The sequence below is a fragment of the Streptomyces sp. NPDC057271 genome, from assembly GCF_042668715.1.
Lineage (GTDB): Bacteria > Actinomycetota > Actinomycetes > Streptomycetales > Streptomycetaceae > Streptomyces.
Genome location: NZ_JBHUYJ010000075.1, coordinates 13,991 through 37,679, shown reverse-complemented (window position 1 = coordinate 37,679; position 23,689 = coordinate 13,991). Strand labels below are relative to the sequence as shown.

Annotated in this window: 45 protein-coding genes; 44 read left to right on the top strand and 1 reads right to left on the bottom strand. The window is 71.9% G+C overall.

Annotated elements, in window-relative coordinates:
- Positions 1-224: 224 nt before the first annotated feature.
- Positions 225-632 carry a hypothetical protein gene (locus ACFUJR_RS27935; RefSeq protein WP_383168688.1) on the bottom strand — a complete coding sequence of 136 codons (408 nt, stop codon included), beginning with the start codon at positions 630-632 and terminating at the stop codon, positions 225-227.
- Positions 633-813: 181 nt separating this feature from the next.
- On the opposite strand from ACFUJR_RS27935, the gene ACFUJR_RS27930 reads away from it, so the two are divergent.
- From ACFUJR_RS27930 to ACFUJR_RS27715, 44 genes are all read left to right on the top strand, one after another.
- On the top strand, positions 814-1,032 hold the full coding sequence (locus tag ACFUJR_RS27930) for a helix-turn-helix domain-containing protein (RefSeq protein ID WP_383168686.1): 219 nt from the start codon (positions 814-816) through the stop codon (positions 1,030-1,032).
- Positions 1,029-1,271, top strand: a complete 243-nt coding sequence (locus ACFUJR_RS27925; protein WP_383168682.1) for a hypothetical protein — start codon at positions 1,029-1,031, stop codon at positions 1,269-1,271. Before ACFUJR_RS27930 ends, ACFUJR_RS27925 begins: the two co-directional genes overlap by 4 nt.
- Before the next feature lie 97 nt (positions 1,272-1,368).
- A complete protein-coding gene (locus ACFUJR_RS27920) occupies positions 1,369-1,803 on the top strand; it encodes a hypothetical protein (protein WP_383168679.1) in 435 nt (144 codons plus the stop codon).
- Positions 1,800-2,207: a hypothetical protein gene (locus ACFUJR_RS27915; RefSeq protein WP_383168676.1), complete on the top strand. Its 408-nt coding sequence runs from the start codon at positions 1,800-1,802 to the stop codon at positions 2,205-2,207. Before ACFUJR_RS27920 ends, ACFUJR_RS27915 begins: the two co-directional genes overlap by 4 nt.
- Positions 2,208-2,286: 79 nt before the next feature.
- On the top strand, positions 2,287-2,517 hold the full coding sequence (locus ACFUJR_RS27910) for a hypothetical protein (protein WP_383168673.1): 231 nt from the start codon (positions 2,287-2,289) through the stop codon (positions 2,515-2,517).
- On the top strand, positions 2,514-2,720 hold the full coding sequence (locus tag ACFUJR_RS27905) for a hypothetical protein (RefSeq protein ID WP_383168670.1): 207 nt from the start codon (positions 2,514-2,516) through the stop codon (positions 2,718-2,720). The genes ACFUJR_RS27910 and ACFUJR_RS27905 overlap by 4 nt, the downstream gene beginning before the upstream one ends.
- Entirely contained in the window at positions 2,717-3,175 is a 459-nt protein-coding gene (locus ACFUJR_RS27900; RefSeq protein ID WP_383168667.1) for a hypothetical protein, read from the top strand. Before ACFUJR_RS27905 ends, ACFUJR_RS27900 begins: the two co-directional genes overlap by 4 nt.
- Positions 3,175-3,564: a hypothetical protein gene (locus tag ACFUJR_RS27895; RefSeq protein ID WP_383168664.1), complete on the top strand. Its 390-nt coding sequence runs from the start codon at positions 3,175-3,177 to the stop codon at positions 3,562-3,564. The genes ACFUJR_RS27900 and ACFUJR_RS27895 overlap by 1 nt, the downstream gene beginning before the upstream one ends.
- Entirely contained in the window at positions 3,561-4,016 is a 456-nt protein-coding gene (locus ACFUJR_RS27890) for a hypothetical protein (RefSeq protein ID WP_383168661.1), read from the top strand. Before ACFUJR_RS27895 ends, ACFUJR_RS27890 begins: the two co-directional genes overlap by 4 nt.
- A complete protein-coding gene (locus tag ACFUJR_RS27885; protein ID WP_383168658.1) occupies positions 4,013-4,414 on the top strand; it encodes a hypothetical protein in 402 nt (133 codons plus the stop codon). The genes ACFUJR_RS27890 and ACFUJR_RS27885 overlap by 4 nt, the downstream gene beginning before the upstream one ends.
- Positions 4,407-4,694 carry a hypothetical protein gene (locus tag ACFUJR_RS27880; protein ID WP_383168655.1) on the top strand — a complete coding sequence of 96 codons (288 nt, stop codon included), beginning with the start codon at positions 4,407-4,409 and terminating at the stop codon, positions 4,692-4,694. Before ACFUJR_RS27885 ends, ACFUJR_RS27880 begins: the two co-directional genes overlap by 8 nt.
- Entirely contained in the window at positions 4,691-4,903 is a 213-nt protein-coding gene (locus tag ACFUJR_RS27875) for a hypothetical protein (RefSeq protein WP_383168652.1), read from the top strand. Before ACFUJR_RS27880 ends, ACFUJR_RS27875 begins: the two co-directional genes overlap by 4 nt.
- Complete coding sequence (locus ACFUJR_RS27870) at positions 4,896-5,084, top strand: hypothetical protein (RefSeq protein WP_383168649.1); 189 nt, start codon at positions 4,896-4,898, stop codon at positions 5,082-5,084. The genes ACFUJR_RS27875 and ACFUJR_RS27870 overlap by 8 nt, the downstream gene beginning before the upstream one ends.
- Before the next feature lie 45 nt (positions 5,085-5,129).
- The gene (locus tag ACFUJR_RS27865; protein ID WP_383168646.1) at positions 5,130-5,543 is read left to right on the top strand and encodes a hypothetical protein; all 414 of its coding nucleotides are present in this window, start codon (positions 5,130-5,132) and stop codon (positions 5,541-5,543) included.
- 105 nt (positions 5,544-5,648) lie between these two features.
- Entirely contained in the window at positions 5,649-6,713 is a 1,065-nt protein-coding gene (locus tag ACFUJR_RS27860; RefSeq protein ID WP_383168643.1) for a hypothetical protein, read from the top strand.
- 13 nt (positions 6,714-6,726) lie between these two features.
- Positions 6,727-7,038 (top strand): hypothetical protein, encoded by a 312-nt coding sequence (locus ACFUJR_RS27855; RefSeq protein ID WP_383168640.1) that lies wholly within the window; start codon positions 6,727-6,729, stop codon positions 7,036-7,038.
- A complete protein-coding gene (locus ACFUJR_RS27850; RefSeq protein ID WP_383168637.1) occupies positions 7,026-7,670 on the top strand; it encodes a LuxR C-terminal-related transcriptional regulator in 645 nt (214 codons plus the stop codon). The genes ACFUJR_RS27855 and ACFUJR_RS27850 overlap by 13 nt, the downstream gene beginning before the upstream one ends.
- Before the next feature lie 52 nt (positions 7,671-7,722).
- On the top strand, positions 7,723-8,157 hold the full coding sequence (locus ACFUJR_RS27845; protein ID WP_383168634.1) for a hypothetical protein: 435 nt from the start codon (positions 7,723-7,725) through the stop codon (positions 8,155-8,157).
- 94 nt (positions 8,158-8,251) lie between these two features.
- Entirely contained in the window at positions 8,252-8,644 is a 393-nt protein-coding gene (locus ACFUJR_RS27840; RefSeq protein WP_383168631.1) for a hypothetical protein, read from the top strand.
- Between the two features lie 125 nt (positions 8,645-8,769).
- Entirely contained in the window at positions 8,770-9,333 is a 564-nt protein-coding gene (locus ACFUJR_RS27835) for a hypothetical protein (RefSeq protein ID WP_383450833.1), read from the top strand.
- Entirely contained in the window at positions 9,330-9,995 is a 666-nt protein-coding gene (locus tag ACFUJR_RS27830) for a hypothetical protein (RefSeq protein ID WP_383168625.1), read from the top strand. The genes ACFUJR_RS27835 and ACFUJR_RS27830 overlap by 4 nt, the downstream gene beginning before the upstream one ends.
- Positions 9,992-10,216 carry a hypothetical protein gene (locus ACFUJR_RS27825; protein ID WP_383168622.1) on the top strand — a complete coding sequence of 75 codons (225 nt, stop codon included), beginning with the start codon at positions 9,992-9,994 and terminating at the stop codon, positions 10,214-10,216. The genes ACFUJR_RS27830 and ACFUJR_RS27825 overlap by 4 nt, the downstream gene beginning before the upstream one ends.
- On the top strand, positions 10,213-10,929 hold the full coding sequence (locus ACFUJR_RS27820; RefSeq protein WP_383168619.1) for a hypothetical protein: 717 nt from the start codon (positions 10,213-10,215) through the stop codon (positions 10,927-10,929). Before ACFUJR_RS27825 ends, ACFUJR_RS27820 begins: the two co-directional genes overlap by 4 nt.
- Complete coding sequence (locus tag ACFUJR_RS27815; RefSeq protein ID WP_383168616.1) at positions 10,926-11,402, top strand: hypothetical protein; 477 nt, start codon at positions 10,926-10,928, stop codon at positions 11,400-11,402. The genes ACFUJR_RS27820 and ACFUJR_RS27815 overlap by 4 nt, the downstream gene beginning before the upstream one ends.
- A gap of 205 nt (positions 11,403-11,607) precedes the next feature.
- Positions 11,608-11,898, top strand: coding sequence for a MerR family transcriptional regulator (locus ACFUJR_RS27810; protein WP_383168613.1), 291 nt, complete (start codon positions 11,608-11,610; stop codon positions 11,896-11,898).
- A gap of 44 nt (positions 11,899-11,942) precedes the next feature.
- Positions 11,943-12,170: a hypothetical protein gene (locus tag ACFUJR_RS27805; RefSeq protein WP_383168610.1), complete on the top strand. Its 228-nt coding sequence runs from the start codon at positions 11,943-11,945 to the stop codon at positions 12,168-12,170.
- Positions 12,171-12,173: 3 nt separating this feature from the next.
- A complete protein-coding gene (locus ACFUJR_RS27800; protein WP_383168607.1) occupies positions 12,174-12,371 on the top strand; it encodes a hypothetical protein in 198 nt (65 codons plus the stop codon).
- Positions 12,371-12,568 carry a hypothetical protein gene (locus tag ACFUJR_RS27795; RefSeq protein ID WP_383168604.1) on the top strand — a complete coding sequence of 66 codons (198 nt, stop codon included), beginning with the start codon at positions 12,371-12,373 and terminating at the stop codon, positions 12,566-12,568. Before ACFUJR_RS27800 ends, ACFUJR_RS27795 begins: the two co-directional genes overlap by 1 nt.
- A 49-nt stretch (positions 12,569-12,617) precedes the next feature.
- Complete coding sequence (locus tag ACFUJR_RS27790) at positions 12,618-12,935, top strand: holin (RefSeq protein ID WP_383168601.1); 318 nt, start codon at positions 12,618-12,620, stop codon at positions 12,933-12,935.
- Between the two features lie 139 nt (positions 12,936-13,074).
- Positions 13,075-13,557, top strand: a complete 483-nt coding sequence (locus tag ACFUJR_RS27785; protein ID WP_383168598.1) for a phage terminase small subunit P27 family — start codon at positions 13,075-13,077, stop codon at positions 13,555-13,557.
- Positions 13,558-13,575: 18 nt separating this feature from the next.
- The gene (locus tag ACFUJR_RS27780; protein WP_383168595.1) at positions 13,576-15,384 is read left to right on the top strand and encodes a terminase large subunit; all 1,809 of its coding nucleotides are present in this window, start codon (positions 13,576-13,578) and stop codon (positions 15,382-15,384) included.
- A 17-nt stretch (positions 15,385-15,401) separates the two neighbouring features.
- On the top strand, positions 15,402-15,578 hold the full coding sequence (locus tag ACFUJR_RS27775; RefSeq protein ID WP_383168592.1) for a hypothetical protein: 177 nt from the start codon (positions 15,402-15,404) through the stop codon (positions 15,576-15,578).
- 2 nt (positions 15,579-15,580) lie between these two features.
- Complete coding sequence (locus ACFUJR_RS27770) at positions 15,581-17,590, top strand: phage portal protein (protein WP_383168589.1); 2,010 nt, start codon at positions 15,581-15,583, stop codon at positions 17,588-17,590.
- 186 nt (positions 17,591-17,776) lie between these two features.
- Positions 17,777-18,496, top strand: coding sequence for a hypothetical protein (locus tag ACFUJR_RS27765; protein ID WP_383168586.1), 720 nt, complete (start codon positions 17,777-17,779; stop codon positions 18,494-18,496).
- A gap of 62 nt (positions 18,497-18,558) precedes the next feature.
- The gene (locus ACFUJR_RS27760; RefSeq protein ID WP_383168584.1) at positions 18,559-19,782 is read left to right on the top strand and encodes a phage major capsid protein; all 1,224 of its coding nucleotides are present in this window, start codon (positions 18,559-18,561) and stop codon (positions 19,780-19,782) included.
- 43 nt (positions 19,783-19,825) lie between these two features.
- Complete coding sequence (locus ACFUJR_RS27755) at positions 19,826-20,203, top strand: hypothetical protein (RefSeq protein WP_383168580.1); 378 nt, start codon at positions 19,826-19,828, stop codon at positions 20,201-20,203.
- A gap of 95 nt (positions 20,204-20,298) precedes the next feature.
- Positions 20,299-20,664 carry a hypothetical protein gene (locus tag ACFUJR_RS27750; protein ID WP_383175261.1) on the top strand — a complete coding sequence of 122 codons (366 nt, stop codon included), beginning with the start codon at positions 20,299-20,301 and terminating at the stop codon, positions 20,662-20,664.
- A complete protein-coding gene (locus ACFUJR_RS27745; protein WP_383175258.1) occupies positions 20,664-21,248 on the top strand; it encodes a hypothetical protein in 585 nt (194 codons plus the stop codon). Before ACFUJR_RS27750 ends, ACFUJR_RS27745 begins: the two co-directional genes overlap by 1 nt.
- Positions 21,245-21,574, top strand: a complete 330-nt coding sequence (locus ACFUJR_RS27740) for a phage head closure protein (protein ID WP_383175255.1) — start codon at positions 21,245-21,247, stop codon at positions 21,572-21,574. Before ACFUJR_RS27745 ends, ACFUJR_RS27740 begins: the two co-directional genes overlap by 4 nt.
- A gap of 1 nt (position 21,575) precedes the next feature.
- On the top strand, positions 21,576-21,950 hold the full coding sequence (locus ACFUJR_RS27735) for an HK97-gp10 family putative phage morphogenesis protein (RefSeq protein WP_383175252.1): 375 nt from the start codon (positions 21,576-21,578) through the stop codon (positions 21,948-21,950).
- On the top strand, positions 21,947-22,372 hold the full coding sequence (locus ACFUJR_RS27730; RefSeq protein ID WP_383175249.1) for a DUF3168 domain-containing protein: 426 nt from the start codon (positions 21,947-21,949) through the stop codon (positions 22,370-22,372). The genes ACFUJR_RS27735 and ACFUJR_RS27730 overlap by 4 nt, the downstream gene beginning before the upstream one ends.
- 67 nt (positions 22,373-22,439) lie before the next feature.
- The gene (locus ACFUJR_RS27725; protein WP_383175246.1) at positions 22,440-22,778 is read left to right on the top strand and encodes a hypothetical protein; all 339 of its coding nucleotides are present in this window, start codon (positions 22,440-22,442) and stop codon (positions 22,776-22,778) included.
- A gap of 2 nt (positions 22,779-22,780) precedes the next feature.
- Positions 22,781-23,212 (top strand): phage tail tube protein, encoded by a 432-nt coding sequence (locus ACFUJR_RS27720; RefSeq protein ID WP_383175243.1) that lies wholly within the window; start codon positions 22,781-22,783, stop codon positions 23,210-23,212.
- 17 nt (positions 23,213-23,229) lie between these two features.
- Positions 23,230-23,643 carry a hypothetical protein gene (locus tag ACFUJR_RS27715; protein ID WP_383175240.1) on the top strand — a complete coding sequence of 138 codons (414 nt, stop codon included), beginning with the start codon at positions 23,230-23,232 and terminating at the stop codon, positions 23,641-23,643.
- The last annotated feature ends 46 nt before the right edge of the window (positions 23,644-23,689 follow it).

Here is a 23,689-nt window from a genome sequence, read left to right as displayed (position 1 = left end):
GAGCTGTGCCCGGAACCGGACTCGAACCTGTTCCGAACGGGCCTCTGACCTGGGATAACGTCGCGAGCTGGGCGTTTCTCCCCGCGCATCCTCGTTACGGGTCGTAACTTCCCGTCCGCTCCCTCTGCGGTGTTCCCGTGGGAACACCGCAGGCCACGCGGTCGCACGGGCGCAGCCCTGCGGCACGTCGCCTCGCGGCTGGAACGGAACCATGGCTGCCTCGCCTATGAGTGCGCGCTCGGCGGGATGCGCTCGCCGAGGCGACGGAGCACTTCCCTCTGTACGCGCTCAGGGAGCCCCTCGAGGATCGTCAGGATGGCCGCGGCCTGAGGGTCCACGGAGCCCTCGACCATGGTGGACGCCGAGGCGGACGGGACTGGCGGTGCCGCCGGATCGACCAACACGGGTTCGCCGCCGCCTCGTACGGCGTCACAGCTGTCGGCACCCCAGCCGATGGCGATCTCCAGCCTGCGGTAGGTGACCCTACCCACCCGCACGCCCTTCCTGATCTTGCTCAGGGTCTCGTCGGAGAAGCCGGCGCGCTTCGTCACGTCGGTGTACTGCAGCCCAAGCTCCTTGATGCGCCCCTCGACCAGCTGGCCCAGCCGGATGAGCCCCTCGTCAGACGTCATAGGGCCGAGAGTACAGCGGCACTCCAATGCACTCCAAGGTTGCCCCACGTCTTCACGACTCCAACACGTCCTGAGTCCCAGGTTCCGTAAGGGCGGCCAGCGCCAGGAGGTCGCCCCAACGTTGACCAATATCGTCGTTCATTGGGTTGACGAACTCCAACGTTGGAGTATCTTGGAGCACATGCTGAGCCTCAAGGTCGACGGCCGACGGGTCCGGCGCCTACGTGAGGGACGCGGCCTGTCCGTCGTCGCCGTCGCGCAGGCCGCCGGCTGCTCCAAGTGGATGATCTACAAGATCGAAAGCGGGCGTCACCAGCCCTCGCCCAAGGTCTACGCAGGGATGAAAGAGGTCCTGCAGGCCGAGGACGTAGAGCTGTCCGCGGACGGGGGTGCGAAGTGAGCGTTACGCGCAACTACTCGATCGACGAGGCGGCGGACATCCTCCGCTGCAAGCCGCGGTTCCTCGAGGACAACCTCGCCCGGCTCCCCCACCAGAAGATCGGCGCGTCAGTCGCATTCGACGACGACGAGCTCGCCGCAATCAAGGACATGCACCGGGTCCGGCCCCGTGCGGCTGCCGAAGGCATCGCCCCTCGGTCGCTCGCCCAGATCCGGCCCAAGGGCGCTCGCATCTCCTGAACTCGCCGACTGACGGCATGAAAACGGGGCCGCCTCAGACCCTGGCCGGTCCGCTGCGACCCCTCGGAATCCCTCACAACTCGAAACGAGGAACCCCGTGGACATCACCCTACCGACGAACCTCCCGAGCGGAGAGCGCCGTACGACGCTCGTCCGTCTCGCCCCCTCCCAGCCGCCGACCATCACGTCCGTGCTCCTCGGCGCGGCCTGCGCCGTGTTCACGAACGGGCTCTACAAGGAGGGCGGTTGCGTCCCGGCCGAGCGTGATCTGCACGTCCCGTTCTCCATGCGCCCCATGAGCGTGGTCGGTGCGATCAAGTACGCGGCCGGCGGCGACCCGCACGCGGAATCGCTCCTCGCGGACAACGTGATCGCTCTCGTGGCCGTCGCCCTGCGGCCGGCGCACCCGTACGGCGACATCATCGCCCTCGAGGAACTCGTCGACGGCTGGGGCAGCGAGCCGGACCTGTCGGGCGACGACGTCGTCACCTTCCTCGAGCGCCTGGCGTCCTCTTCGGAGCGTGCGGCATGAGCGAGCGTCTCTACCCGATCCAGCCGCTGCCGGAGGACGACGCCCGGTTCACCTTCGGTCTGACGCTGGACGTGGCCGCCGTCCTGAAGGCCCGCGGCTACCCGTCCATCACCAACGGCGGGGACTTCCTCGACCTGCAGCAGGCCCTCTACCGCTTCCTGTACGTCGGGGAGAGGGAGTACGAGCTGCCCGTCGAGCCGGACTCCCCGCCCGGGCCGTCCGCCGGTGAGCTCGCGGAGCAGCGGCACCTGGTCGACCCCCTCGACCGGGCGTACGCGGCCCTCGCGCCCCGCAGTGAGCCGGCGGTCAGGCCGCATGTCCCCGCCCTCCGCGAGCTCCTCGCGGGTCAGCGCGCCGCCGCCCCGGACACCCCCAGCACGCAGCCCGGTACTCCCGGCGCCTAGCGCCCCTGGCCGTACGGACCGCGCGACGGCCCGTACGGCCCCAGCACCCAGCACCCCCCTTGTACGAGATGAGGAACCGTTGACCACCCACGTTTCTCAACCCCCCGCCCCCGCCACCCTCTACCTCACCCCCGCCGGAAAGATGTTCCGGCAGGCCGGCCGCAACGAGGCCGGCGAGCAGCTGTTCGTCCTGGACGGCGTCGACCCCGAGGCGTGCCCGCGCTGGGCGCGCGCCACGGAGGCCGACCTCGTCGAGCCCGGCCAGCGCCTCACCCCCGTCCTCGACGGCTCGGCGGAGGCCACCCGATGATCATCATTGGCTTCTGCGCCCTCGCGTGGGTGGTCGGCATCCTCGCCCTGCGCTACGCCCTGACCCGCTCGGCCGCCCGCGACCAGGCCGCCGCCGAGCGGACGGCCCGCCGCGTCCTGCCGGTCACGCATCCGGCCATGCGCCCGACCCGGGACTACTTCAGCCGTGTGCCGCTGCCCCGCCCGAGGGGTGAGCGCCGATGACGTTCCCCCTGGCGCCCGGGCGGCTCGCCGAGATCCGCGACGGCCAGTACGCCTACCGCACCTCCGAGCAGCTCACCCGGGACGTGGCGGACCTCCTGGCCGAGCGCGAGCAGCTGCTCGCCGAGCTGGCACGGGGGAAGGACACCGCACCGCGCGGCGAGTCCACCCCCGGCCCGCGCGCCGAGCTGCGGTTCGCCGTCCACGGCCCGGTGCCGCTCCTCGACCCGGCCGTGCGGGACCTGCCCGCAGACCACTACGGGCGCCGCTTCCGGCAGGTCGGCGGCTGGCTCCCCGACGACTGGTCGGCCGAGGTCCCGCGCGGCACCGAGTACCTCGAGGTCGCCCACGTCCCCGGCCGGGTCATGCCCTGCGAGATCAACGTCCACGTCACCACGACCGCCACCCGCGACGGCTCCCGCTACATGGCCGTCGAGTGGCACCAGGAGCGCCCCTGATGGCCACCCACGCTGACGACTTCTGCACCAACCTCAAGTGCGGCGGGCACCGCGGCGCCTGCGGCTGCCCCGACGACATCCACACCCAGGACCTCATGACCTGCCCGGCCTGCGACGGCAAGTGGTGGCGCCCGTACGGCAGCACGTCGACCCGCTGCCTGCACCCCGCCTGCAGCCAGGACGGCTCCACGGTGTCCACGCCGGCCCGCTACCGGCCCGCCCTCGACGAGAACGGCCAGCCCGTCGACACCGCCGAGCCGGGCGACGAGGACGACTGCCACGCCGAGCTGATCGACGGCTCGTGGACCAACTGCGGCTGCGACGGCTGCGAGGAACGCGAGGCCGAGTACAGCGACCAGTACGAGTACGAGAGCGAGATGTACCGATGACCGATCACTTCCGCGAGGCCGAGCAGCACCTCGAGACCGCGCGTGGGACCAGCAACGAGGCCCGCGTGGCCAAGGCTTGCGGCATGGCGCAGGCTCACGCCGTCCTCGCCCTGGCCACCGCGCTCGCCGGACTCGTCCCGAAGGCCGGCCAGGCCGCCCCGGCCACGGGCCCGATGACTATGTACCGGGCCGCGAACGAGTGGGTGACCCTCGGGCACTACACGACCCGTGAGGCAGCCCGCGCGCACTGCCAGCTTCACGCTCGCGACAAGTACGCCGCGCCCGCCCTGGCCTGGGCTGCCTGCCCGCCCGACGAGCAGGACGAGGCGGCCAAGCAGGACATGGCGAACGTCTTCCTCAGCGACCCGGGCGACGACGTGCCGGAGTCCACCTGGTACGAGGTCACCCCGCTCGCCGTCCTGACCGAGGTCGACAAGGAGGCAGACGAGTGAAGACTGCCCTGCCCCGCAAGCCGATCGATCACGGCTCGCTCCGCGGCTACGCCCAGCACAAGAACCGGGGCATCACGCTGTGCGACGAATGCCGTGCGGAGTTCAACCGCGACCGCGCCGCCAAGCGCGCCGCCCGGAAGGCGGCGACGCCCGCCCAGCAGACGTGGAACAAGGGCCGCGTCGGCGAGCCGACCGTGCCCAAGCCCCCGCCGACCGGCCGGGACTGCACGGTCGCGGGCTGCGGCGAGCTCCTCGAGGTCCCGCAGCCCGCCGCCAGCATGGTGGCCGTCGTGTGGCCCGGGTCGCGGGAGCCCAGCCGCTGGTACTGCGCCGGTGCCTGCGCCGCCTACGGGCGCGCGCTGGCGGAGATCCGGGCGATCGGGGACCGCCGTGGCTGACGCACTCCCCCTCGCCGTCCTCGCCCTGGTCCTCGTCGGCGCGCTGACCGTGGCCGTGATCGTCTGCTGCGCCCTGGTCGCCACGGGGCGGGGGCTCGGCACCCTGCTGCGCCGCACCCCGGCCCCGGCGGCCGCGGCCCCGCCCGGGCCCGTCCGTGACGGCCGGGTGTGGATCGCGTGTCACACCCCGCGCTGCGGCCACCTGGCCACGATCCACCACCCCACCGTCGACGGCCTGTTCCGCTGCGACGCCTGCGGCACCGTACGGCCTCGGCCGTGACCCGCCGCGTACGGCCCCGGCCGTGCGACCACCTCGGCCCGCACGGCCTGCAGCGGGCCCGCCTCTACCCCTGCGGCTGGTGCTGCGACCGCCACACCCCGGCCGCCCGGGCCGGACGCCCCGAGTCGCCGCCCGGCCCGGGCTGGCCCATCCACCGACCCCCCGAACCCGAACCCGACACCGACACCCAGGAGCTCACCCGTGGCTGACCACACGCCCACCGAGACCACCACCGACGCCACCGCCGACGAGGACGAGGAGCGCATGCCGTGCGGTGAGTCCAGCTGCTACTGCACCGGCACCAGCTCCGAGCACGCCGACTGCGCCTGCGGATGCGACTGCCCCCGCTGCTGGGACTGCCTGCAGAAGGCCGACAACTGCGACTGCTGACCCCGCCCCCCACCGACCCCTGAACGGACAGGAGCAGCCCCCGTCATGAGCATCCCGACCCCGGGCGACGTCGCCCGTATCCACCTCTCCCGCAGCCTGATCGCCCCCGCCCCGCACGACCCGGCCACCGACGAGCCCTACCGGGCCCTGTGGGAGCGCGGCGTCATCGGCTCGCAGCTGCACCGCAACGCCAAGCTCGTCGGCCTCACCCTGGCCTCGCACGCCGACTGGGCCACCGGCCACATCCTCGACGACCAGCAGCCGCGCCTGGCCGGCCTGGTCACCGAGGCCGCCCTGAACCAGGGCCAGACCCTCGTGTCACTGAAGGCCCTCGAGTCCCGCGGCTGGATCCGGCGCACCACCCGGCGTGAGCGCTGGGACACGGCCGCGGTGGAGCTCACGATCCCCGGCGCGCTCATGCCCCGCCTGATCAAGACCCGCCCGGCCCGACCGGCCTGAGGCCCCTGTCGGCAGCCCAGGGGCCCGGACGGATTCCTGGGCTGCCGTACGAACCCGAACCGGCCCCACTCCGGGCCCCATCTCCACCGAACAGAGAGGCACCCCGTGGACGACGAGCAGCGCCCGCAACCGGGCAGCAGCGTGCCTCACGCCTACGGCAACGCGCTCGCACGCCGCTGGGCCCCCGAACTCCCCCGCCCCCTGGTCGGCGGCTTCCTCACCCTCCTCTACGCCCTGCGCGCCATGGCCTCGGCCGACGGACGGCTGCGCTACGAACGCGACGGGAAGGCCATCACGATCGCCCAGATCGCCAAGGCCTGCCGCAGCGAACAGAAGGACGTCCGCGACTACCTCGAGGCCGCGATCGCCGCCGGCGTCGTCGCCATCGTCGACGACGGCCACGGCACCGGCGGCAATCGCGGACGGGCCGTCATGTACGCCATCGTCCTGTGCCCGTCCCCCGACTGGAACGCCGCCGCCGGGAAGGTCTGGGTGGCCGCTCAGCTGAAGAAGGAGCAGCGCGCCGCCAAGGCTGCACGCAAGGCCGCCCGCGAGGCCGCCGCCACCGCCCAGACCTCGGGGGACTGTCCCCCCACCCCTGACCCCGGAACCTCGGGGGACAGTCCCCCGACCCCGGGCGCGGGGACCTCGGGGGACAGTCCCCCGAGGGGGGTCGGGGGACAGTCCCCCCTCGACCTCGGGGGACAGTCCCCCGACCACCCAGGTATTACCCATGTACTACCCCATGAGGTGGCTGATGTAGGACCTCAGCCTGAGGACGCGCGCACGCACGCGTCGGGACAGTGGCCGGACACCGCCACCCCGGCCACGGCGCCGCCGCCACCCCGGCTCGTTCCGCCGCAGTCCGGCGGCCGCCCGCCCGGCACGGCCAAGGCCAGAACGAAAAGCGGCACCTGCCAGGGGCAGCGGGCGCTCCTGCTGTCGGTCCAGACCCCGCCGACCGTGGACGAGGTCCAGGCGCAGCGGGCGGACGAGGCGCAGCAGCCCGTCCAGGCGGCCCGGGCCCGGTCTGAGCCCACCGACGACGACATCCGCCACGCCATCCACACCCTCGGCTCGGGCGCCGCCATGACCCTCTACGGCCCGAACCGCGTCTGGCCCGTCCTCGCCCGCCTGGGCGACCCCAACAGCCCCCGCACCGGCACCTGAGAGGAGCCACCCTGTGCCCAGCGACCACGACGTCAGCAGCTGCTCCGGCTGCGGCGGACGGATCCGGTGGACCGTCACCGCCACCGGCCGCCGCCAGGCCGTCAACGCCGACCCCGACGAGGCCGGCAACCTCGCCGTCTACGCCGACGGCACCGGCCGGCTCCGCTCACGCGGCCTGACCACCGAACGCCCCGCTCTGGAACACCTCGAGTGGCGCGCCATGCCCCACGCCGCCACCTGCACCCGCCCCGTCCCCCGCCGCCAGGCGCAGACCCGGCAGCGCGCCGGCGTGCGGGCCGCACGCTGGCAGGGGTGGCAGCGGTGAGGCCCGCCGCCCCACCCGCGCCCGAGGTGGTCGCTGACCAACTCCTCGCCACCCGCGCCACGAACGGCAGCCGGCTGACCCGGGCGGAGGCCGCCGACCTCGTCCAGGCCACCTACGACGCCCTCTCCCAGGCCGGGTGGCGGCTCACCCGCTGCCCGCGGCACGCAGGCGCGCTCCTGTGGGACTACGACCTGCCGATCCTGGCCGGCCTCGCCCGCGGCAGGAGCCTCGGCGAGATCGCCACCGACACCCTCACCCCGTACGCCACCGTCAAGAACCGCGTCGAGGCCCTCAAGACGCGCATCGGTGCCCGGAGTGCCGCCCACGCGGTCGCGGTCGCCTACCGGGCCGGGTGGATGGCGAGCCTTCCGCCCGAGCCCCGTACGACCGTGCGTCTCTCCCCCCGCCAGCACGCCATCCTCACGCTCCTGGCGGACGGTCTGAGCGACCAGCAGATCGCCTCACAGCTCGGCATCAGCACCAACACGCTCCGAACCCACATCCGCCGCCTCTACACCGCCCTCGGCGTCAGCCGCTCCGACGCCTTCGGCCCCTGCCGCCCCCAGGCCGTCGCCATCGGCTACCAGCAGCGTCTGCTCCCGCTCGTCGGCGAGCAGCAGACCGCCGCCTGAACACCCCCGCCGCCACCAGCCGCTCACCCACCCGACCCCAGGAGGCACGCCCATGGACACCGACGAACAGATCCGCCTGGCCAACGACGCCCTGCGCGCCGCGATCAACCACAACTCCGACCACGCCCTCGACTGCCTCGAAGCACTCGGCGCAGACGGCGACCCGTCCCCGCTCTTCGACGCCTGCAGCATCTTCGCCGCGGCCGGCACCCAGGCCCTGCACATCCTCCACGGCGGCCACCGCCCCAGTCACTGCGGCGGGTTCTGGGCCATCCAGGAGGCCGTGCCCGGCTCGCTCGCCGAGCACCCCCACAACGCGTTCGCCGTCCGGTTCGTCGCCGCCTACGCCAACGAGGACCCCGACAGCGCCCAAGCCCTGTTCCTGGCCGCCCTCGACGCCGGCCAGGCCGACTTCAGCAACTCCGTCGTCACGCTCCTCGCCTACACCGCCCACCTGCACCGCCAGGTCTGCCCCGAGACGCACTGACCGCCGTGGACACCGCCATCTACACCGTCCTCGTCGTCCTCATCGCCTCCGTCCCCTTCGGATTCAGCCACTGGCCCGTCCCCTGGAGAAAGCCATGCCCCAGCCCTCCGGTCCCCTCGTCGTACCGCCCGGTGAAGAGGTGTACGACAGCCAGTTCGGCATCTACTGCCACACCTGCAGCACCACCGCCCTCGCGGTCTACATCGTCCACACCGGCATGACCGAGCTGGAGCGCCAGGGCGTCGCCCGCAGGGACCTCAACGACAACGCCGGATGGGATTGCGGCACGGCCGGCGACTACTGCCCCGCTTGCAGGAAGCCCCCGGTCGCCGTAAGGCCGGCCGCGCCCGTACCGCCGCCCACGGCCGAGCAGCCGCCCAAGGGCCCGCGCTGCGGCAACAACCCACACGCCCGACTCACACCCGGCGACCGGCTCACCGTCGCCTGGTTCAAGGCCTACCTCAAGGCCCGAAGGGACGCCCGATGAGGCCCGCCTGCCTCGACGACCCCGACGCCCCCTGCGCCTGGGACGACGACTCCAACACCTGCCCCTGTATGGACTCCGAACCCGAACACCGCCCCATCGACATAGTCCCCCGTGGGAGAACTCCTGTGACCCAGCCGCGCCCCGCCGAGCACTGCGGCCACCAGCCCGATCCCGTCATCGGCCGGCCGACCGAGTGCGTCCTGCGCCCCGGGCACTCCGGCAGCCACGCGGACCACACCGGGATGCGCTGGTGGCTGGCCACCCAGCCCGCGCCCCAGGAACCCACCGCCGCCGAGGCCGCCCTCGCCACCCTCCACCAGGGCGAGGAGCCGCACACGGACGAGTGCACTGTCCCGACGCCCGGGCAGTGGATCTGGTCCTGGAACCGCGCCACCCCTCACCAGCGGCTCGAGGCAGCCGCCCAGTTCCTCCACAACGCCACCGCCGCAGAAGCGTGCTTCTTCGGCGCCCACACCCACCAGATCGAACGCCTGCAGCAGCGCGTGACAGACACCGAAGCCCTGCACACCCAGGCCACGGCCGACTTCGGGCGCGTCGTCGACAGGCTCGACGCCGCCCGCGCCGTGGCACACGAGTGGCACGCCTACTTCGGCGAGCAGGGCGACGCCCCGGCCGCCCACGCCCTCGCCCTGGTTCTCAGCGCCCTCGCCACTGGAGAGACCCCGTGACCTTCGAGTACCGCGACCACTACGGCCGCCGCCTCATCCTCGGCCCTGGATCCGACCTCGACGACAACCCGGTCGTCGAGTTCTGGTCCCACGGCGAGTACGGCGTCAGCATCCCCGTCCGCGTCCCGCTGGACCTCCTCGAGGAGGTGATCGCCGGGGCTCGGGACGCCAGACGCCAAGCCGCCGGACAGGAGGCCGCCGCGTGCGGCCTCGCGCACTACGCCGACCCCGAGACCGTCTGCACCGAGCCCACCAGCCACGACGGCCCCCACGCCGGCCCGTACCTCGTCGACGGGAAGCAAGCCGGCGGCGCGGCATGGGACCAGCCCGGCGCCGACCCGACCACCGACGACGAGTTGCGGTTCCTCGGCAGCCTGCGCGGCGCCATGCACAAGAGCGCCGAGGAGGCCGTCGCGGCCATCCTCGCCCGCCGCGCCGAACGCCAGGAGCACGCCCCCGCAGCCCCGTTCCCGCGCGGCTTCCGCCTCCACGTGCGCCACGGCCAGGTCCTCGACGGCGCCCTGCTCCCCTCCGGCCGCTGCCTGGTCGTCGACGACCCCGAGGACGGCCTGATCACCGCCGCACCGTCGATCGAGGACCTGCTCCGCGGCTACCCCGACTCCCGTATCGAATGGCCACCCGACACCAGGGATGCCACATGAGCCACCGCTGCCCGCCGAACTGCCACCGCTGCCCCGACCTCGACGACGACGTCCTGCCCGCGTGCATGGGCACCGCCGCCAACCAGGGCTCCCCCGAGACCGCCCGGCTCCTCACCTGGTGCACCTGCTCCGCCAACCGCTCGCTGCCCGCCGAGGACAACCTCGCGGCACGCATCGCCGCACTCGAAACACGCATCACCGAACTGGAGGCACGGCTGTGACCGCCTGCCTGATCTGCCACCACGACCCCGGTGCACCACCCCGCACCGTCTGCCCCGGCTGCGAAACCCGCCTGCGCGCCCTGCTCCGCGAGATCGACGCCCAACGCCCGCTCCTGGCCGCCTCGCTGCGCCTCGACACCGCCCCCGCCGACGGCCGCCCCGGCGGAGGGCGCGCCCACTCGCCCCTGCCCGTCCGCGGCGACGTCCTCACGCTCCTCGGCGCCGGCACCCTCGCCACCGTCACCGGCCACCCCGGCGACCAGTCCGGACCCGTCCCGCTCGACACCCTCCTCGCCGGATGGGCCCACGCCATCGCCACCGAGATCACCGGACGCGAGGACGTGCGGGCGTTCCGCCGCCGCGGCTCGACCTGGTCGGCCTGGCTCACCGCCTACCTGCCTCACATCGTCACCTCACCCGGCGCCGGCGCCCTGCACGACGAGCTGACCGACGTCGTATACCGCATCCGCGCCATCACCCGCACCGAGCCCCGCCGGCACTCCCAGACGGCCCCCTGCCCCCACTGCGAGGCCTTCGCTCTGGTCGCCACCGACTGGCAGCCGGACATCCACTGCGAGGCCTGCGGACTGCTCCTCACACCCAGTCAGTACGACGACCACGCCCGCGCGACACTCCCGCGACTCGTCCGGCTCGGCATCCTCATGGCCGCCGCCCCGTACCTCGGTACCGAGACACAGGGCGCCGCCGCATGAGACAGCCGCGACAGCCGCGCTTCACCTGGACACCCGAACTCAGCGCCAGAGCCCGTCAGCTCCGCGACAGCGGCGCATCCCTGCGCGACATCGGCGCCGAGCTCGGCGCAGGCAAGGACGCCGTACGACGACACCTCGCGACACTGCCGCAGCCCCCTGAGCAGCCCCAACAGCCCGTGTCGCGCACGCTGCAGGACCGTGTCGCACGCCTGCAGACGCCTGTCGCGCGACGCAACGAGCAGGCGTTCGCGGCCATGGAGCAGCTGCGCGACACTGTCGCGCTCGTCGTCGCCGAACGCATCCCGTACCTGATCGTCGGCGAGACACGCGCGCGACAGCTGGAAGCCGAACTGCGACAACGCGCCACCGAGCTCCTGGTCGTGGCCGACAGCTTCCGCGACCTCTACCCCAACCCGGATCCAGCCCCCGAAACCCAACCCGCTGGACAAGATCGTCACTTAGCGCCACACTGATGCCAGCAGCACACGTGTGCCCACAGACACTCGACGGCCCCCGCCACACATCAGCGGGGGCCGTCGCCGTTCCCACCCCACAGCCCCGCAGGGGCGCCCCGCTCTGACGCGCGCCTGGTAGGGAGCCCAATACCGGCGTAAGTCCTATCGCGATGCGTTACGACACCGGCGCCCCTGCGGCCCCACACCCATCGGGAGGTGAACCGTGGCCACCCTCTACACCGCCACCCAGGCCGCCGAACACGCCACCGCCTGGCGCCGCCTCATGTCCGGGGGCGCGGCCGCCGTCACCCCCGCCACCATCCGCTCCTGGGCCGCCCGCGGCCACCTCACCCCCGCGGGCCTCGACGACCGCGACCGGCCCCTCTACGCACACGCTGACGTCGCCCGCGCCGAAGCCGCCACCCGCGCCCGCGCCCTACGCCTCGTCGGCATCCCCGAGACTCCGCCGTCCGGCGATGGGGCACAGAGCCTCCTCCGGGCCACGCCCCGGTGAGCGCGCAGCGTCCGGACGGCGGACCACACCACCAGGAGGCCAACGTGCCCGACGCCCATATCGTCCAACTCCCTACCGTCCCGGACGTCGTCCCCCGGGCCGCGCTACGCACCATCTGCGACGCGCTCGGCCTGCCTCCCGACGACGTGCGGTCCCTGGACATCAGCCCGGACAGCGTCATGGTCTCCCTGCACGCACGCGACGAGCAGGGCCACAAGCTCGCCGCAGGAGACGACGCCGTCGTCATCACCGTGTCCATCCCCGTGCGGTGAGCGGTGCTCTCCCTGACATTCCCCGCGCACCCTGAGCCGTCAGAGCCTCGCCACAACGACTACGCCACCACCGAGGCGTACGAGCACGCCTGGTACACCTGGCGCGCCCAGCGCCGTGACGGCCGCCTCAACAGCGAGGAACTGGCGGCTCAGTTCGTCGTCATCGAGGACCACATACGCGCGATCTGCAGGAGGCACTGATGGTCACCACCCTTGGCCGCGCCCCCGGCATCCCCCGATGGGTCGGAGCCCGCACCCACCTCACGTGGCCCGGCTACGCCACGACGTACACCGAGGCCCCGGACGGCACGCTGAACGTCAACCTCGTCGTGCACGTCCCGCGCATCCGTGGCGCCCTCTACGGCCTCTGGGTGCTCCTCACGCGCAGGACGCTCTGAGATGCCCAGCCGAGCGCCACGACGCTGCACGACACCTGGCTGCGGCGCGATGGCCACCCCCCCTGCCTCGAAGTGCGCCGCTCACGACAAGCGCCGGCCCCGGCCTTCCGCCTCGGCGCAGGGCTACGGGCGCGAGCACGAGCAGCGGTTCCGCGCCGGGGTGCTGCAGCGCGACCCGGTGTGCGTCGTGTGCAGGAAGGCTGCGAGCAGCCAGGCGGACCACTGGCCGCTGTCGAAGCGCGAGCTCGCCGAGCGCGGCCTGGACGAGCATGACCCCCGTCGAGGCCGCGGCCTGTGCGCGCCGTGCCACTCCCGCGAGACGGCGAAGCACCAGCCCGGAGGCTGGAACGCCGGCCCTCGCTACTGATCGTCACGGGGGAGGGGGCCTCAGATCCCTGGCCCGGGGACCCGCGGAACGCGGGGGGGAGCCCAGAGACGTCCCGACAGGTTTCGGGATCCGCCGTACCGGGCCGCCCATCCGTAACAGAACGTCACAGGAGGTAGCCATGGGGAGGCGAGGACCGGCGCCGAAGCCCACCGTGCTGCGGGTACTGCACGGGGACCGGAAGGACCGGATCAACACCGAGGAGCCGCAGCCCGCCGAGGGCGACATCGCCCCGCCGGCCTGGCTCCGCGAGGACGCCGTCGAGGTGTGGGACACGCTCGCCGACCAGCTGATCACCACCGGCGTGCTGACCTTGTGGGACGTCGAGGCGTTCGCCAACTGGTGCGACGCCGTGGCCAGGAGGAGAGAGGCCGCCGAACACGTCGCCGCCGAGGGCTCCGTCGTCGAGCACCCGGTGTTCAACAAGAACGGCGACATCAGCGGCCACCGCATGGGCAAGAACGCGTGGCTCCTGGCGCTCGACGCCGCCGACGCGCAGGTGCAGCGGTACGGCGCCCGGTTCGGCCTGACCCCGAGCGACCGCGCGCAGCTGCACATCGGCGGCCAGGAGAAGCCCGGCGGAGCGGAGCGCCTGCTGTCCTGACCGAAGCGAGGGGGTGCCATGACCGCCGGGACTACCACCCGCCCGGCCCGTAGCAAGGCAGCCACCCGGCCTCGCGGCCGCCCCCGGGCGGTGACGTACAACCACCACAAGCGGTGGCGGCCGGCCTCGCGGCGGGGCGACGTCTGCGGGTACACCCTCGACGGCAAGACGTGCGAGCGGCGCGGCGCGCACTACTGCGAGCCGCGTGCCGACCGCGTGGTCGCGTTCTTCGCCGAGCTGCTGCGCCATCCGGCCGGCGCCCTGGCCAACACGCGGTTCGTGTTGGCGCCGTGGCAGGAACACGAGATCATCCGGCCCCTGTTCGGCGAGGTCCTGTGGTCCGAGCAGTGGGGCCGGTACGTCCGCCGGTACTCGCGCGCCACGATCGTCATGGCCCGCAAGAACGGCAAGAGTGCGCTCCTGTCCGGGATCGCGCTGTACATGCTGTGCGCGGACAGCGAGGAGTCCGCCGAGGTCTACGGCGCGGCCGCCACGATCAAGCAGGCCGGCAAGGTCTTCGAGCCGTGCAAGAAGATGATGCTCAAGAGCCCGCTGCTCGCGCAGCGGCTGGAGCACATCAAGGCCGCCCGTCGGATCATCGACGAGCAGACCAGCAGCCATTACGAGATCATCACCGCCGACGCCGACAACCAGCTCGGCCACAGCCCGCATTGTTTCATCCTCGACGAGGTCCTCTCCCAGCCCGACGACAGCCTGTGGCAGGCGATGCGTACGGGCACCGGTGCCCGCACGCAGCCGCTGATGCTGGCGATCACCACCGAGACGTCTCAGCAGTACTCCTTCGGCGCCGAGTTCATCGACGAGGCCGACCGCGTCCTCGAGGACCCGGCCCGCGCGCCGCACCACTTCGCGTTCGTGCGCAAGACCCCGCGCACGCCCGACGAGCTGGAGCGGCTGCACCGCCTCTTCCCCGGCCGCCCCGACCTGCCGGTCTCCCTGGACTGGACGGACGAGGCGAACTGGCGGTGGGCGAACCCCGCGTTGGGCACGTTCCTGTCGATCCAGTCCCTGCGGGAAGACGCCGCCGAGGCGCTCGGGGACCGCAAGGCGCTGAACGCGTTCCTGCAGTTCCGGCTCAACCAGCGCGTCTCGGAGGTGTCGCGCTGGATCGCGATGGACCTGTGGGACATGAACACCGGCGAGGTCGCCCCCAGCCCCGGCTGGATCGCCGGCCGCCTGGAAGGGCAGCGGTGCTGGGGCGGCCTGGACCTCTCCTCGAAGCTGGACCTCACCGCCTGGTGCCTGTACTTCCCGACCGGGGAGATCGTGTGGCGGTTCTGGGCCCCGCAGTCCATCGCCCCGCTGCTCGACAAGTTCACCGACGGGAAGTTCAGCGAGTGGGCCGACGAGGGCTGGGTCACACTCACCGACGGCGACACCATCGACTACGACACGATCTACGACGACATCGAGACCGACCACAACCTGTACAAGATCATCGACGCCACGTACGACAAGTGGTGCGGTGAACCGGTCCGGCAGGCGATCACCAAGCGGACCCGTCTGCGGATGGTCGAGTCGGACACGACGTTCACGCGGATGACGCCGCCGATGAACGAGTTCATGCGCGGCCTCAAGGCCCGCGAGTACGTGCACTTCGGGAACCCCGTCGCCCGGTGGATGGCCGACAACCTCGAATGCAAGTCGCCCCGGGACGACCCCGACCGCGTCCGCCCGGTCAAGCCCTCGCGCGACAAGACCGGCAAGCGCATCGACGGCATGCCCGCCGCGTTCTTCGCCATCGACGGAGGCCTGCGAGGCCTGCCCACCCCGTCCATCTACGAATCCCAGGGCATGGCCCTCTGACCCCGAAGGAGGCCGCCGTGGACCCGTGGGACGTCCTCGCCCTGCTCGGCATCGTGCTGCTCGGTACAGGCCTCGGCCTGCTCGCCCCTTGGCTCGGCCTCGCGGCGGCCGGCCTCGCGCTCCTGGTCCTCGGCGTCGCCGGCGCACTCAGCTCCGAACGCGCCGCCCGGGCCGAGCAGCGGAAGGGGGCCTGACCGTGGGATTCCTGCGCAGCGCCCTGTCCGGGCTGGCCACCCCGGAGAAGTGGGTCGAGGACTGGATGCGGGGCGGGTCGGTCAACTCGGCCGGCATCCGCGTCGACCAGGACACCGCGCTCACCTACAGCCCGTTCTTCGCCGGCGTGCGCGTGCTCTCCGAGGACCTGGCCGGACTGCCGCTGTTCCTGTACGAGCGGCTCAAGCCGCGGGGCAAGCAGCGCGCCACCAGCCACCCGCTGTACGCCCTGCTGCACGACCAGCCCAACGACATGATGTCGGCCGCGTGGCTGAAGGAAGTCCTGACCAGTCACGCCCTCACGTGGGGCAACGGAGTCGCCCACGTCGTCAGCAACCAGCGCACGGGGGTGATCGAGGAGATCTGGCCGCTGCGCCCGGACCGGCTCACGATCGGCGTGAAGCGCACCGGGGCCGGACGGTTCGAGCGGCGCTACCGGTACGACGACGACGTCAACGGCATCCACACCGTCCTGCTGCCTCACGAGGTCCTGCACATCGCCGGCCTCGGATTCGACGGCGTGCAGGGCTACAGCGTCGTCGACCTCGCCGCCAACGCCATCGGCCTCGGTCTTGCCACCGAGCACCACGGCGCCAAGGTCTTCTCCAACGGCGCCGCCCCCGGCGGCGCCCTGTCCCACCCGGGCAACCTCTCCCCCGAGGCGAGGCGCCGGATGGCGGACGACTGGGAGAACATCCACAAGGGCATCGACCGTGCGCACCGCGTCGCGATCCTCGAGGAGGGCGTGACCTTCCAACAGGTCGGCGTGCCCAACGACAGCGCTCAGTTCCTCGAGACGCGCAAGCTGCAGGTCACCGAGATGGCGCGGTGGCTGCGGCTGCCGCCTCACAAGGTCGGCGACCTGGACCGGGCGACGTTCTCCAACATCGAGCAGCAGCAGCTCGACTACGTGAGCAGCGCGCTGAACGTGTGGCTGGTCCGGTGGGAGCAGGCCATCCTCACGCAACTGCTCCTTCCCGATGAGCGGGAGCGGCACTACGCGGAGTTCCTCGTCGACTCCCTGCTCCGCGGCGACACCGCCGCCCGCTACGCCGCCTACGCGGTGGGCCGCCAGTGGGGCTGGCTCTCGGCGAACGACGTCCGCGACCGGGAGAACATGAACCCGATCGAGGGCGGGGACGCCTACCTGATCCCGCTCAACATGGTGCCCGCCGGCCGGACGGCCCCCGAACTGCAGACCGCGGCTGCCGCGCGGGCCGAGCGATGGGCGCGCCTGATGGCCGGCCGGGCGGTGGTGCGCGAGACCCTCGCCGAACGGTGGGGCGCCAAGATCGAGGCCTCCGACCAGGAGATAGCGGACCTCGAGGCCAAGGAGGTCGGCGCCCTCATCGAGGAGCACCTCACGCCCGGGCGGGGACGGCGCTCGCTGGCCGCGTTCCTGGCCGCGCTGCGCGTCCTGTACGGCGATGACGGGCCGATCATGGAGCGGCTCGCCGAGCTGTGGGTCCCGCTCATGACTGCGTTCGCCGACGACATCGCCGTGCAGGCCGCCGAGGAGGTGGCGTACGAGGACGACGTGGACCTGTCCGTGTGGGCCCAGGCCTACGCCCTGTCGCACGCCGCGTATCAGGTGTCGTCCTCCTACGGCCAGCTGCGCAACGTCGTCGACACGACCGAGGGCACCCCTGAGGACATCGCCTCGGCGGTCGTCGACCGGCTGACCAAGTGGCAGGAAGAACGCCCGGCGCAGACCGCGCGGTGGGAGTCCTCGCAGCTTCCGAACGCCGCGGCCCGCGAGACGTGGAAAGAGGCCGGCGTCACCAAGGTGCAGTGGGTGGCGCGGGGGTCCGAGAACTGCCCGTACTGCCAGAAGCTCGACGGCGCCGTGCGGGAGATCGAGACACCGTTCGTCGCCAAGGGCGACGAGGTCGAGGGCGAGACGGACGGCGAGAAGCTCGTCGCCAAGCGCAACACCTTCCACCCCCCGGTACACCCGGGCTGCAACTGCGAGGTGATCCCCGTTGTCGAGTGACCGGCGCATCAAGGAAGGCACTTGCAGCAACTGCGGCGGCGCTGCCGAGCGCGGCCCGTCCGGCGCCTGGTGGCACACCGCAGGCCCGTGCCCGAGCCGCGAGCCGCTTCGTACCGCGACGTTCCAGCCGCGCCAGCAGGACACCCCGCCGCGTGACCGGCAGACCCGAGAACCCAGGAGGAACCGATGAAGGAGCGGCGCTACGTGCGCGGCTACGTCGAGCGCGCGGACGGCGACGAGGCGGACAAGCCGCTGTCGATCATCGCCGCGACCGAGGGCCGCAAGGGCGACGGACTGAACCTGACGATGAAGGGTGCCGACCTCGGACGGTTCGAGGCCAACCCCGTCGTCGGCTACGGGCACAGCTACTGGGGCCGCGACGGCCTGCCGATCGGCCGCTCCGAGCGGACGTGGATCGACGGCGACAAGCTGCGCATGGACCTGCTCTTCGACCAGGAGGACGAGTTCGCCGTCAAGGTCGAGCGGAAGTACCGCGGCGGGTTCCTGAACGCGTTCTCCATCGGCTTCGACGTCTGGAACATCGACGACGCCGGAGTGCCCGAGGGCTGGGAGCTGTTCGAGGTCTCCGCCGTCCCCCTGCCCATGGACCCGAACGCGATCGTCGAGTCCGGGCGCAGCGCTCTGGACCTGGTCCGCTGCCTCGACATCCGGCAGACACCCGACGAGAGCGTGCAGGCCCTCCTCGCCCGCCTCGCCGAGCTGGATGCCGCCGGCGTCCGGGCGGGCGCGGTGCTGTCCAAGAAGAACAAGCAGATCGTCACCAACGCGCGTGACGCGCTCACCGAACTCCTCGACGCGGCCGGCGGCACGGACGAGGACGACGAACGCCAGGCCCCGGCCCCGCTCGTCGACGCCGCGCGCCTGGCGCGCCTCGCCGGACTCTGACCCCCTCGCGCCGCGCAGCCGCGCGGGGCACACCACACCCCAGAACCAGAAGGAGAACCCCGATGCCCAACATTCGGGAGCTGCGCACCAAGCGCACCAAGCTCGGCGCGGACGCCCGGGCGATCATGAAGGAGGCCGAGGACGCGGGCCGCGCCATGACCCCGGAGGAGGAGGTCCGGTTCGACAAGCTCATGGACGAGCGCGACGGCCTGGACCGCACCATCGAGCGGGCCGAGAAGCTCGAGGAAGACGAGCGCGCCGACGGCGAGGACCTCGAGCGCGGCGGCAAGCCGGGCGGGGACGAGGCCATGGGCGCGCTGCGCGCCTACCTCCTGGGCGGGCGCTCCGTCCTGACCGAGCGGCAGGCCCGCGCGCTGAACGCCGGCAACGACCCGGAGGGCGGATTCCTCGTCGCCCCGCAGCAGTTCGTCAAGGACCTGCTCAAGGGCGTCGACGACATGGTGGCGCTGCGGGGACTTGCGACCGTGCACCAGCTCACCCAGGCCGAGAGCCTGGGCGTGCCCACGCTGGACACCGATCTGAACGACGCCGACTGGACGAGCGAGCTCGCCACCGGCCAGCAGGACGACGCTCTGCGGATCGGCAAGCGGGAGCTGCGCCCGCACCCGCTGGCCAAGCGGGTCAAGATCAGCCGCAAGCTGATGCGCGCCGCCGTGATGAATCCCGAGACCCTCGTCCGCGAGCGCATGGCCTACAAGTTCGGCGTCACCGCCGAGAAGGCCTACATGACCGGCGACGGCAACCAGAAGCCGCTCGGCCTGTTCACCGCGCACACCGACGGCATCCCCACCTCGCGGGACGTCGACATCTCCACGTCCGGGACCGGGTTCGTCAACGACACCGGGGGCAACGCGGCGGACGACCTGATCACCGCGAAGTTCACCCTCAAGGGCGCCTACCACCGGCGCGCCTCGTGGCTGTTCCACCGGCTGATGATCGCCTCCGTGCGGAAGCTGAAGGACGGCGACGGCAACTACGTCTGGCGCGCCGGCCTCGCCGACGGCGAGCCGGACAAGATCCTCGACCTGCCGTACATCATGTCGGAGTTCGCACCCTCGACGTTCGGCGACGGCGACTACGTCGGCCTGCTCGGCGACTTCAAGTACTACTGGATCGCCGAGGCCCTGCAGTTCGAGGTGCAGCGCCTCAACGAGCTGTACGCCGAGACCAACCAGGTCGGGTTCATCGGCCGCCAGGAGGCCGACGGCATGCCCGTCCTCGCGGAGGCGTTCGTACGCCTGCAGTCCAACGACGTCGTCGCCTGACCCGCGCCCCGCGCAGGCCCACCCGTAGACAGGAGCAGCACCCATGCGCACCGACATCAAGAACAGCATCGACGTCGTCACCACACTGACACCGGCCGCCCGGACCGCCACGGCGACCGGCACCGCCGTGGACCTGGCGAACTACGACGCGGCCGCCGTCGTCATCACCACCGGCGTGGTCACCGACGCCGCGTTCTCCATCGAGATCGAGGAGTCCGACGCCTCCGGCTCCGGGTACACGGCGGTCGCCGACGCCGACCTGGACGGCACCGAGCCCGCCACCCTCACCGCGGCCACCGTGACCGTGATCGGCTACCACGGCATCAAGCGGTACATCCGCGCCGTGGCGACCGACGCCGGCACGGGCGATGCCTCGTTCGGCGTGAACGTCATTCGCGCCAAGGGCCGCGTCAAGCCCTGACCCTGACCCATCCGAGTCCCGCACGGCCGCCCGGGCCCCGCCGACCACCGGCGGGGCCCGGCCGCGTCCAAGGGGGAGAACACGCAGGAGGACCCATGCGAGTCGAGATGCTGCGGCTGATGGCCAGCCCGAAGTACGGCAACCAGCCCGAGGGCGCCATCGTCGACATGGACGACGCGGAGGCCGCCCGGCGTATCGCCGCCGGCGACTGCCGACCGGTCGACGAGCCCCGCCGGAGGAAGGCCGCCCGGGCCAAGGCCGCCACCGGCGGCACCGAGACGGGCGGCGACGGCCAGGACGGCCCGCCGCCGGTCGAGGAGATGACCGTCGACCAGCTGAAGGCGTTCGCCGCGGGGCAGGAGATCGACCTCGGCGACGCGAAGAAGAAGGCCGAGCTCCTGGCGGTGGTCGTCGCCGAGCTCGAGCGCCGCCGCGACGAGGACGAGGGGGCCGGGGACTGATGGCGTACGCCATCCCGGACGAGCTGCGCCGCCTGCTGCGCATGGAGTCGTTCACCGAGGAGGAGACCGCGACGGCCGAGCTCCTCATCGAACTCGCCCAGGGCGTCATCGAGGACGAGACCGGGCAGCCGCTCGAACAGTCCACGGACACGGTGATCCTGGACGGGCCGACCGAGGACGACGCCCGGTATTCGGGGGGCACCGGGTCGCGGAAGCTGATCCTGCCGCGGTGGCCGGTCACCGCGGTGGAGTCGGTCACCCTCACCGAGGACGGCGAGGAACTCGTCTTCGGGAAGGACGCCGACTACACGTGGTCGGCCGCGGGGATCCTGCACCGCCGGGGAGCGGAATGGCCCACCCACGACCGGGCCGTAGAGGTCGTGTACACGCCCGGGTACGCCCCCGTACCCGCGGGGCCCAAGCGGATCTGTCTGCGGCTCGCGGCGGCCGGCTGGTCCAACCCCGAGCAGCTGTCCTCCGAGACTCTCGGCGACCACTCACGCGCGTGGGCGGCCGAGGCCCTCGGTATGAGCCTGACCCCCGCAGACGTGCGGACGCTGGGAACCTACCGGGCCCGGACATGAGCGTCGGCCGGTGGCTCAACCGGACGCTGGAGGTGTGGCGGGAGGCGTTCACCGACGACGGCTACGGCGGCCAGGAGTCGACCTGGGTACGGCAGAGCGACGTGCGGGGCAAGGTCGACCAGCCGTCCGCGTCGGACCGGATCCTCGCGCAGCAGGCCAGTGCCGAGCACACCCACGACGTGTTCCTCCTGCCCACCGCCGACGTCGAGCGCGGCGACGAACTACGCGGCGGCGGGCAGGTCCTGAAGGTCACGTTCGTCGTCGAACCCTCCAGCACCCGCTACCGCAAGGCCGAGTGCAAGCTGATCCAGCGGCAGGGAGGGTGACATGGCCCGCTCGGGAATGACCGTGCAGATCCTCGGCGCGGACCGGCTGGCCGCCCAGCTCGAGGACCTGGGCGAGGACATCATCACGGCGCTGAAGAAGGCGGTGAAGGAGTCCGCCGAGGCGGTCAAGTCCGACACCCAGCGCGACGTCGCCAAGGACTCCCGCAACCTGCACGACAAGGTCGACATCACGTACAAGGATCACGACCTCACCGCCCTGGTCGGCTGGCACAACGACAGCGAGTACTACGCCAGGTTCCTCGAGTACGGCACCCGCCGGTTCCAGGCACAGCCCGCGCTCCGCCCGGCCCTCGAGGCCGAACGCGGCCGGTACCGCGCGCGGCTCACGGAAGAAGTGAGGAGGGTGCTGAGGTGACGATCCCGCCGCCCGTCTCCCCGATGCTCACGATCCAGGGAGCGATCCGGGCACTGCTCGCCGCCGACAGCGAACTGCAGGCCCTCGGCGTCTCCGTGTACGACTACCTGCCCGAGGATGTCCCGTACCCATTCGTCGTGATCGGCGAGGCGACCGAGGTCCCGGACAACAGCCACGACCGGCACGGCTGGGAGACCGTCCCCACGCTGCACGTGTGGGACCAGTACCGCGGCTACAAACGGGTGCTGCAGATCGGCGGCCGGCTCACCACGCTGCTCGACCACCAGCCGCTCACGGTCGACGGCTACGACCACATCGTCACCCGCTTCGAGTTCGGCCAGCCGCTGACCGACCCGGAACCGCCGGGCGACATCCGGCACCTCATCCAGCGGTACCGCGTCATCACCGCGCAGGCCGTCTGACCCACCCCTCACCCCAACCCCGGACCGAACTGCGGACCGGGGCTCACCCATGTTCGAAGGAGGACCGATGGCAGCCCTGACAGCCACCCTCGTCCCGACCCTCGGCGGTGTCGCGGACCTCGCGGGCGCAGCCGTGGCCGCCGCCGGTGGCGGGGACACCGCACCCGTAGGCCCGGATCACTTCCTGGCCGTTTTCAACGGCGACGCCAGCCCGCACACCGCCACCATCGCCACACCCGGCACGGTCGACGGCCACGCGATCGCGGACGCCACGCTCGTGGTGGCCGCCGGTGACGTCGGGATCATCCCGCTGACCAACCTCTTCCGCGGCGCCACCGGGCGCGCCGCGATCACCTACGACGGAGTCACGTCCGTGACCGTCGCCGTTCTCAAGCTGGGAGTCTGATCGTGGCAGGTAAGGACGCATTCGGCACGCAGTTCCTGCGGGACACCACGGGGTCCGGCAGCTTCGCCGTGGTCGCCAACGTGACCGACATCAGCGGCCCGTCACGGTCGCGTGAGGCCATCGAGGTCACCGCCCACGACTCCCCGAACAAGTACCGCGAGTTCATCAAGGGGCTGAAGGACGGCGGCGAGGTCGAGATCACGATCAACTACAACCCCGGCAACTCCACACACTCGGCTCTCGACGCCGACTTCGAGGAGGACGACCTGCGCGACTACCAGGTGATCATCCTGCCGGGCGATCCGGACGAGCACACCTGGGAGTTCTCCGCGCTGATCACCAACCTCGGGGAGGAGTACCCCACCGAGAACAAGATGGAGCGCACCGCCACGTTCAAGATCAGCGGCATGCCCACCCTCACCCCGACCGGCTGACAGGAGCACCATCCACCATGGCATCGCTGAAGGACCAGATCCGCGCCGCGCAGGACATCAAGCACCAGGACGACGTGGAGATCCCCGAGTGGGTACCCGGCGCCCGCTTCCGGGTGTGCGGCCTGCCGTCCGGCGACTGGGAGGCCTACCAGAACAGCCTGACGAAGATGACCCGCCGGGATGAGGCGACCGGCATCGAGATGAGCCTGCGTTCCCGCAAGGCCGAGATCGTCGCCAAGGCCCTGCGCGACCAGGAGACCGGCGAGCTCGTCTTCACCGACCTGCGCGAGGGCATCTCGATCCTCAGCAAGAGGTCTGCCGGAATCGTCAACGGGCTGTTCGAGCTGGTCCGGCATCTGTCCGGCGACGGCAAGGACTTCACCCAGAAGGTGAAGGACGCCGAGGCGGATTTCGACGACGGCCAGAGCTGAGACTCCTCTACGACCTGGCCGCCGCCTTCCGCCTTCCGCCGGGCGA

Bases quoted from the DNA above. Each gene is read 5' to 3' on its own strand.
- ACFUJR_RS27935 (WP_383168688.1), bottom strand. From the start codon at position 632: ATGACGTCTGACGAGGGGCTCATCCGGCTGGGCCAGCTGGTCGAGGGG.
- ACFUJR_RS27930 (WP_383168686.1), top strand. From the start codon at position 814: ATGCTGAGCCTCAAGGTCGACGGCCGACGGGTCCGGCGCCTACGTGAG.
- ACFUJR_RS27915 (WP_383168676.1), top strand. From the start codon at position 1,800: ATGAGCGAGCGTCTCTACCCGATCCAGCCGCTGCCGGAGGACGACGCC.
- ACFUJR_RS27905 (WP_383168670.1), top strand. From the start codon at position 2,514: ATGATCATCATTGGCTTCTGCGCCCTCGCGTGGGTGGTCGGCATCCTC.
- ACFUJR_RS27900 (WP_383168667.1), top strand. From the start codon at position 2,717: ATGACGTTCCCCCTGGCGCCCGGGCGGCTCGCCGAGATCCGCGACGGC.
- ACFUJR_RS27895 (WP_383168664.1), top strand. From the start codon at position 3,175: ATGGCCACCCACGCTGACGACTTCTGCACCAACCTCAAGTGCGGCGGG.
- ACFUJR_RS27890 (WP_383168661.1), top strand. From the start codon at position 3,561: ATGACCGATCACTTCCGCGAGGCCGAGCAGCACCTCGAGACCGCGCGT.
- ACFUJR_RS27865 (WP_383168646.1), top strand. From the start codon at position 5,130: ATGAGCATCCCGACCCCGGGCGACGTCGCCCGTATCCACCTCTCCCGC.
- ACFUJR_RS27845 (WP_383168634.1), top strand. From the start codon at position 7,723: ATGGACACCGACGAACAGATCCGCCTGGCCAACGACGCCCTGCGCGCC.
- ACFUJR_RS27840 (WP_383168631.1), top strand. From the start codon at position 8,252: ATGCCCCAGCCCTCCGGTCCCCTCGTCGTACCGCCCGGTGAAGAGGTG.
- ACFUJR_RS27825 (WP_383168622.1), top strand. From the start codon at position 9,992: ATGAGCCACCGCTGCCCGCCGAACTGCCACCGCTGCCCCGACCTCGAC.
- ACFUJR_RS27815 (WP_383168616.1), top strand. From the start codon at position 10,926: ATGAGACAGCCGCGACAGCCGCGCTTCACCTGGACACCCGAACTCAGC.
- ACFUJR_RS27795 (WP_383168604.1), top strand. From the start codon at position 12,371: ATGGTCACCACCCTTGGCCGCGCCCCCGGCATCCCCCGATGGGTCGGA.
- ACFUJR_RS27790 (WP_383168601.1), top strand. From the start codon at position 12,618: ATGGCCACCCCCCCTGCCTCGAAGTGCGCCGCTCACGACAAGCGCCGG.
- ACFUJR_RS27785 (WP_383168598.1), top strand. From the start codon at position 13,075: ATGGGGAGGCGAGGACCGGCGCCGAAGCCCACCGTGCTGCGGGTACTG.
- ACFUJR_RS27780 (WP_383168595.1), top strand. From the start codon at position 13,576: ATGACCGCCGGGACTACCACCCGCCCGGCCCGTAGCAAGGCAGCCACC.
- ACFUJR_RS27765 (WP_383168586.1), top strand. From the start codon at position 17,777: ATGAAGGAGCGGCGCTACGTGCGCGGCTACGTCGAGCGCGCGGACGGC.
- ACFUJR_RS27760 (WP_383168584.1), top strand. From the start codon at position 18,559: ATGCCCAACATTCGGGAGCTGCGCACCAAGCGCACCAAGCTCGGCGCG.
- ACFUJR_RS27755 (WP_383168580.1), top strand. From the start codon at position 19,826: ATGCGCACCGACATCAAGAACAGCATCGACGTCGTCACCACACTGACA.
- ACFUJR_RS27750 (WP_383175261.1), top strand. From the start codon at position 20,299: ATGCGAGTCGAGATGCTGCGGCTGATGGCCAGCCCGAAGTACGGCAAC.
- ACFUJR_RS27745 (WP_383175258.1), top strand. From the start codon at position 20,664: ATGGCGTACGCCATCCCGGACGAGCTGCGCCGCCTGCTGCGCATGGAG.
- ACFUJR_RS27740 (WP_383175255.1), top strand. From the start codon at position 21,245: ATGAGCGTCGGCCGGTGGCTCAACCGGACGCTGGAGGTGTGGCGGGAG.
- ACFUJR_RS27735 (WP_383175252.1), top strand. From the start codon at position 21,576: ATGGCCCGCTCGGGAATGACCGTGCAGATCCTCGGCGCGGACCGGCTG.
- ACFUJR_RS27725 (WP_383175246.1), top strand. From the start codon at position 22,440: ATGGCAGCCCTGACAGCCACCCTCGTCCCGACCCTCGGCGGTGTCGCG.
- ACFUJR_RS27715 (WP_383175240.1), top strand. From the start codon at position 23,230: ATGGCATCGCTGAAGGACCAGATCCGCGCCGCGCAGGACATCAAGCAC.